This window comes from Comamonas sp. (assembly GCF_036643215.1).
GTDB lineage: Bacteria > Pseudomonadota > Gammaproteobacteria > Burkholderiales > Burkholderiaceae_C > Comamonas.
This window is the reverse complement of sequence record NZ_JAVXSJ010000032.1, coordinates 20,621-27,426: the sequence shown is the minus strand read 5'-3', so window position 1 is coordinate 27,426 and position 6,806 is coordinate 20,621. Positions and strand designations below refer to the sequence as shown.

Here is a 6,806-nt window from a genome sequence, read left to right as displayed (position 1 = left end):
CCTATACCTTGGCAAGGTATCGCTCTACCAACTGAGCTATTCCCGCATTCAAAAGGCTTTCACCTTCTGATGCGAATCTGCATTGCTACAGACTCTAAAAATCTGGAGCGGGAAAACGGGTTCGAACCGTCGACCTATACCTTGGCAAGGTATCGCTCTACCAACTGAGCTATTCCCGCATATCTACCGAAGCCCAACATTGTACAACGTTGTTTGCTGCGATGGATGAATTGTAGCGCAGTTCTGAGGGGTCTCAGAAAAAACGCCACATTTTTCATAAAAACAAGCTTAGTGCTTGATTGCAGCCTCTGTCGGCTTGGCATCCGCAGCGGCGACAGCAGGCACTGTTTCCTCGGGCAAAGGATCGGGCACGCGCTCCAAAGCGACCTTGAGAACCTGGTCAATCCACTTCACAGGAATGATCTCCAGACCGCTCTTCACGTTATCCGGAATGTCCTGCAAGTCCTTGGCGTTCTCTTCAGGGATCAGCACAGTTTTGATGCCACCGCGCAGAGCTGCCAGCAGCTTCTCCTTAAGTCCACCAATCGCCGTGACTTCACCACGCAGGGTAATTTCACCGGTCATAGCCACATCAGCACGCACAGGGATACCTGTGAGCGCCGAGACAAAAGCAGTGGTCATGGCCGCACCAGCGCTGGGACCATCCTTGGGCGTCGCGCCATCGGGCACGTGCACATGGATGTCTTTTTTCTCAAAGGCTTCATCCTTGATACCCAGCAGACGTGCGCGGCTGCGCACCACAGTGCGGGCAGCTTCCACGGATTCCTTCATCACATCGCCCAGCGAACCGGTACGCGTGATGACACCCTTGCCAGGCATGATGGCCGCTTCAATGGTCAGCAAATCACCGCCCACTTCCGTCCAGGCCAGGCCCACCACCTGCCCCACCTGATTGGCATGCTCTGCACGGCCGTAGCTGAACTTGCGCACACCCAAGTAGTCATTCAGGTTGTCTGCATTCACCACGACCTGAGGCTTGAGCTTACCCAGCTGCAATCCCTTGACCACCTTGCGGCAAATTTTGGACAGCTCGCGCTCCAGCGAACGCACACCCGCTTCACGGGTGTAGTAGCGCACGATGTCACGAATAGCGGACTCGGTCACCTCCAGCTCGCTCTCCTTCACACCATTGTTGGTGATCTGCTTGGGCAGCAGGTAGCGCATGGCGATGTTGGTCTTTTCGTCTTCGGTATAGCCCGACAGACGAATCACCTCCATACGGTCCAGCAGCGCCGAAGGAATGTTCATGGAGTTAGAAGTCGCCACAAACATCACGTCAGACAGGTCGAAGTCGACTTCCACATAGTGGTCGCCAAACTTGTTGTTCTGCTCGGGGTCCAGCACTTCCAGCAAGGCGCTCGATGGATCACCACGGAAGTCCATGCCCAGCTTGTCGATTTCATCAAGCAGGAACAAAGGGTTGCGCGTGCCCACTTTTTCGAGGCTCTGCAACACCTTGCCCGGCATGGCACCGATATAGGTACGGCGATGCCCGCGAATCTCAGCTTCGTCACGCATGCCGCCCAGCGCCATCCGCACGTACTTGCGACCCGTGGCCTTGGCAATGGACTGCCCCAGCGAGGTCTTACCCACACCAGGCGGACCTACCAGACACAGGATGGGCGCCTTGACCTTGTCCACGCGCTGCTGCACTGCAAGATATTCAAGAATGCGGTCTTTGACCTTATCCAGGCCAAAGTGATCTTCGTTGAGCACTTCTTCAGCATTGGCCAGGTCATGCTTGATCTTGGTCTTCTTGGACCAAGGCAGACCCGTCAGCACTTCAATGTAGTTTCGCACCACCGACGCTTCTGCCGACATGGGCGACATCAGCTTGAGCTTTTTGATCTCTGCTTCTGCCTTCTTGCGTGCCTCTGCAGGCATCTTGGCGAGCTTGATCTTCTTTTCGATCTCTTCGATGTCTGCGCCGTCTTCGCCTTCGCCCAGCTCCTTCTGAATGGCCTTGACCTGCTCATTCAGATAGAAGTCACGCTGATTCTTTTCCATCTGACGCTTGACGCGGCCACGGATGCGCTTGTCGACGTTGAGGATGTCTACTTCGCGTTCAAGCTGCTCGAACAGGTTTTCCAGACGCTCCTTGATGTCCACCAGGTCCAGCACGGCCTGCTTGCTCTCCAGCTTCAATGGCAGGTGCGCAGCAATGGTGTCAGTCAGGCGACCTGCATCATCGATGCTGGCAATAGAGGTCAGAATTTCCTGGGGAATCTTCTTGTTGAGTTTGACGTACTGGTCAAACTGCTGCGTCACCGCACGGCGCAGCGCTTCAATTTCGCTTTGCGCATGTGCGCCTTCGCCCACTGACTCAACAGGCGTGACGGAGGCTGTGAAATGCGTATCTTCGTCATTAATCAGCTTGACCAGGGCGCGCTGCTGGCCTTCGACCAGCACCTTCACGGTGCCATCGGGCAGCTTGAGCATCTGCAAGATGGTGGACACACAGCCCACATCAAACATATCTTCAGCAGCAGGCTCATCCTTGGACGCAGTCTTTTGCGCCACCAGCATGATGCGGCGGTCGCCTTCCATGGCCAGCTCCAGAGCCTTGATGCTCTTGGCGCGCCCCACGAACAGCGGGATCACCATATGCGGAAACACCACTACATCGCGCAATGGCAGCAGCGGCAGATTCAGCTCGGTAGAAGGCAAAGATTTTTTTGCAGACATAGATATCCTCGGTTTCTCAGCGGAAGATGGTCCGCCTACCGGTGTATTTCAACCCCTGGCTACAAATTGTTTTTGCTTCTCCAGGGGCATTGCCTTTCAGCCTGCGGCTGCAAAGCGGTGACTTTTCATCACACGCCTTGCATGCCAGCTACAGTATCAAGCCTTTTTGGCGGCTTCGCGGTAAACCAGCAACGGCTCTTTACCGTCTTCAATCGTGGCCTCTTCCACCACGACTTTTTCCACGTTCTCTGCAGTTGGCAGCTCGAACATGGTGCTGATCAGCGACTGCTCCACGATGGAGCGCAGGCCACGAGCGCCGGTCTTGCGAGCCAGTGCCTTGCGGGCAATTGCCTTGAGCGCTGCAGGGCGGATTTCCAGCTCCACGCCTTCCATGGCCAGCAGCTTGCTGTACTGCTTGACCAGAGCGTTCTTGGGCTCGGTCAGGATCTGTACCAGCGCCTCTTCGCTCAGCTCGGACAGTGCAGTTACCACAGGCATACGGCCAACCAGCTCGGGGATGATGCCGAACTTAATCAGGTCTTCAGGCTCAATCTCCTGGAAGATGTCGGAGATTGAGCGCTGCTTCTTGCTCTTGACGGCAGCGCCAAAGCCAATGCCAGAAGCCTCGGTACGGTTCTCAATGACTTTTTCCAGCCCTGCAAACGCACCGCTGCAGATGAACAGGATGTTGGTCGTATCGATCTGCAGGAAGTCCTGATTGGGGTGCTTGCGGCCGCCCTGAGGAGGGATGCTGGCCATCGTGCCTTCAATCAGCTTGAGCAACGCCTGCTGCACGCCTTCGCCCGAAACGTCACGCGTGATGCTGGGGTTGTCAGACTTGCGCGAAATCTTGTCGATTTCGTCGATGTAGACAATGCCGCGCTGGGCACGCTCAACGTCGTACTCGCAGCTTTGCAGCAGCTTCTGGATGATGTTTTCAACATCTTCACCCACATAACCTGCTTCGGTCAGCGTGGTGGCATCAGCCATTACAAACGGCACATTGAGCTGACGCGCCAGCGTCTGAGCCAGCAGCGTCTTGCCAGAACCCGTGGGGCCAATCAGCAAGATATTGCTCTTGGTCAGCTCCACTTCGTCCTTGCCAGCCTTGTCCTTGTGATTGAGGCGCTTGTAGTGGTTGTACACCGCCACAGCCAGCGTGCGCTTGGCCTGCTCCTGCCCAATCACATAGTTATCAAGATTGTTCTTGATATCTGCGGGCGTAGGCAGATCTCCACGACCTTCCTTGGGGTCGACAGCAGGCTGTTCGTCGCGAATGATCTCATTGCACAAGTCGATGCACTCATCGCAGATGAACACGGACGGGCCGGCAATCAGCTTCTTGACCTCATGCTGGCTTTTGCCGCAGAAGGTGCAATACAAATTCTTTTCGGTGGAAGAGCCTTTTTTATCGGCCATGGGGGCTATGCCTCGTTACGAAAAAACGAAAATTAATGATAACCAAAGACAAGGCGGCGTATGCCATCAGGGGCAAACGCCGCCGAGCAAGCTCTGAAAGCCTTTGAACAGCAATCAGATTTTTGATTGAAGCGGCCTTGCAGCCCAGTCAGGGACTGGGCTTGGCGCTAGCAATTTCAAGAACGCTTGCTGATCACCTGATCAACCAGACCATATTCCTTAGCCTCTTCGGCGGAAAGGTAATAGTCGCGTTCGGTGTCGCGCTGGATGCGTTCCAGCGGCTGACCGGTCTGCTCAGCCAGAATCTTGTTCAGGCGTTCGCGAGTCTTGAGGATTTCGCGAGCATGAATTTCAATTTCAGTGGCCTGACCACGCGCACCACCCAGAGGCTGGTGAATCATGACCTGAGCATTGGGCAATGCATAACGCTTGCCCTTGGCACCGGCGGACAGCAGGAACGCGCCCATGCTGGCAGCCATGCCTGTGCACAGAGTGGACACATCAGGCTTGATGAAATTCATGGTGTCAAAAATCGCCATGCCTGCCGACACGCTGCCGCCAGGGGAGTTGATGTAGAAGGAAATATCCTTGTCAGGATTTTCACTTTCCAGAAACAGCAACTGAGCAACCACCAGATTGGCTGTTTGGTCATTGACCTCACCGACCAGGAAAATCACGCGCTCTTTGAGCAGACGCGAATAGATGTCGTAAGAGCGCTCACCGCGACCCGACTGTTCAACGACCATGGGAACCATGCCCAAACCCAGTGTATCCAATGCGCTCATGTTTTCTCCAGTGCTATGCGCCTACTGTAGCCGCATTCTGAAATGAAAATGGGGCTTGCGCGCAAAAGCACAAGCCCCGCTTTTCAACTTATCGGTACCGCCCTAGGGCAAGTACCGACAATAGATCAACAGCGATTAAGCCTGACCCATCAGTTCGTCGAAGGACACAGCCTTGTCAGTCACCTTGGCCTTGGCCAGCACGAACTCGGTCACGTTGTTTTCGATCACAACAGCTTCCACTTCGGCCAGACGGTTACGGTCACCGAAGTACCAGCGAACCACATCTTCAGGCTTTTCGTAGCTGGAAGCCAGCTCTTCCACGTGAGCCTTGATCTGCTCAGTCGTAGCGTGCAGTTCGTTGGTCTTGACCAGCTCGGCCACCACCAGACCCAGACGCACGCGACGCTCTGCCTGGGGCAGGAAGATGTCTTCAGGGATTTCAGCCTTGGCTGCGTCCTTGATACCGCGTTGTTCCAGTTCAGCGCGAGCGCCTTCCAGCAGACGACCCACTTCAGCTTGCACGGAAGCCTTAGGCAGGTCCAGCTCAGCCACGGACACCAGAGCGTCCATCACGGCTTGCTTGTTGCGGCCTTGAACGCGGAACTTCACTTCGCGCTCCAGGTTCTTCTTGATGTCTTCGCGCAGGGCTTCAACCGAACCGCCGTCCACGCCCAGAGTCTTCACAAACTCGGCATTCACTTCGGGCAGGATAGCGGCTTCCACCTTCTTCACTGTCACCAGGAAGTCGGCAGTCTTGCCGGCCACGTCTTCACCGTGGTAGTCAGCAGGGAAAGCCAGGGGGAAAGTCTTGGACTCGCCAGCCTTCATGCCGCGGGTTGCGTCTTCGAATTCCTTGAGCATCTGGCCTTCGCCAACCAGGAACTGGAAGTCTTCAGCCTTGCCGCCGGAGAAAGTTTCGCCGTCGATCTTGCCTTCGAAGTCCACAGTCACGCGGTCGCCGTCCACAGCAGCTTCATTAGCTGCGCGCTCGACGAAAGTGCGACGCTGCTTGCGCAGGATGTCCACAGTCTTGTCGATAGCAGCGTCGTCCACATTGGTGGACAGCTTTTCCACTTCAGCAGCAGTCAGATCACCGATCTTGACTTCAGGCATCACTTCGAACACTGCTTCGAACAGGGCTTCGCCTTCAGCAGCGCCTTCCTTTTCAGTGATCTTGGGCTGACCAGCAACGCGCAGGCCGGCTTCGGTCACGGCAGCAGCGAAAGCCTCGCCAACCTTGTCGTTCAGCACTTCGTACTGAACAGCGTAGCCATGGCGCTGAGCGACAACGCTCATGGGCACCTTACCAGGACGGAAACCGTCCATCTTCACAGTGCGCGCAACGTTCTTCAGACGTGCATCCACTTCGGACTGGATAGCAGACAGGGGCACGCTCAGCGTGATCTTGCGCTCGAGCTTTTCAAGAGTTTCAACGTTAACGGCCATGATTTTTCCTAAGAGGGATGAGGACCGTGCAGATTGCTGTGCAACCCGCACCGTATTGCGCAAAGTCACAGTGCGCGCACATCTAGCGTCATGCGGCACCACAAATTTTCCGAAGCCTGCTCCGGTAATGAGCCCCGCGTCTGGCGCCGGGCATTTTTTCAAATCAGAAACAGGCGAAGCCGACCATTATAACGAGCCGCTGCGCTGGCTCCGTCATCGGACATAAGGGGTTTGCCTGAAAAGCTGACACTGGCTTGGCAAAAAGCCCTGTGCAGTAAAGAAAAAGCCCGCACCTTGTTTGAGGTGGCGGGCTCTTGGCAGCATGAACTGCCAGTATCTGGTGCGCGGAGCCGGACTCGAACCGGCACGGTGTTGCCACCGTCAGGACCTAAACCTGGTGCGTCTACCAATTTCGCCACCCGCGCGGTCAGCAATGCGCAAATTTACGCT

At 55.7% G+C, this 6,806-nt stretch carries 4 protein-coding genes and 2 tRNA genes; all 6 read right to left on the bottom strand.

Translation table 11 applies throughout. From position 1 onward, the window contains the following. Positions 1 to 103 precede the first annotated feature (103 nt). A tRNA-Gly gene (locus RSF91_RS16940) sits at positions 104 to 179 on the bottom strand. Positions 180 to 288: 109 nt separating this feature from the next. After that, positions 289 to 2,706: an endopeptidase La gene (gene lon / locus RSF91_RS16935; protein WP_332569521.1), complete on the bottom strand. Its 2,418-nt coding sequence runs from the start codon at positions 2,704 to 2,706 to the stop codon at positions 289 to 291. Positions 2,707 to 2,862: 156 nt separating this feature from the next. Continuing rightward, positions 2,863 to 4,125 (bottom strand): ATP-dependent Clp protease ATP-binding subunit ClpX, encoded by a 1,263-nt coding sequence (clpX, locus tag RSF91_RS16930; protein ID WP_332569520.1) that lies wholly within the window; start codon positions 4,123 to 4,125, stop codon positions 2,863 to 2,865. 176 nt (positions 4,126 to 4,301) lie between these two features. Continuing rightward, complete coding sequence (clpP, locus tag RSF91_RS16925; protein ID WP_099737733.1) at positions 4,302 to 4,910, bottom strand: ATP-dependent Clp endopeptidase proteolytic subunit ClpP; 609 nt, start codon at positions 4,908 to 4,910, stop codon at positions 4,302 to 4,304. A 135-nt stretch (positions 4,911 to 5,045) separates the two neighbouring features. After that, the gene (gene tig / locus RSF91_RS16920; RefSeq protein ID WP_332569519.1) at positions 5,046 to 6,356 is read right to left on the bottom strand and encodes a trigger factor; all 1,311 of its coding nucleotides are present in this window, start codon (positions 6,354 to 6,356) and stop codon (positions 5,046 to 5,048) included. A gap of 338 nt (positions 6,357 to 6,694) precedes the next feature. Next, positions 6,695 to 6,781, bottom strand: a tRNA-Leu gene (locus RSF91_RS16915). Between the last annotated feature and the right edge of the window lie 25 nt (positions 6,782 to 6,806).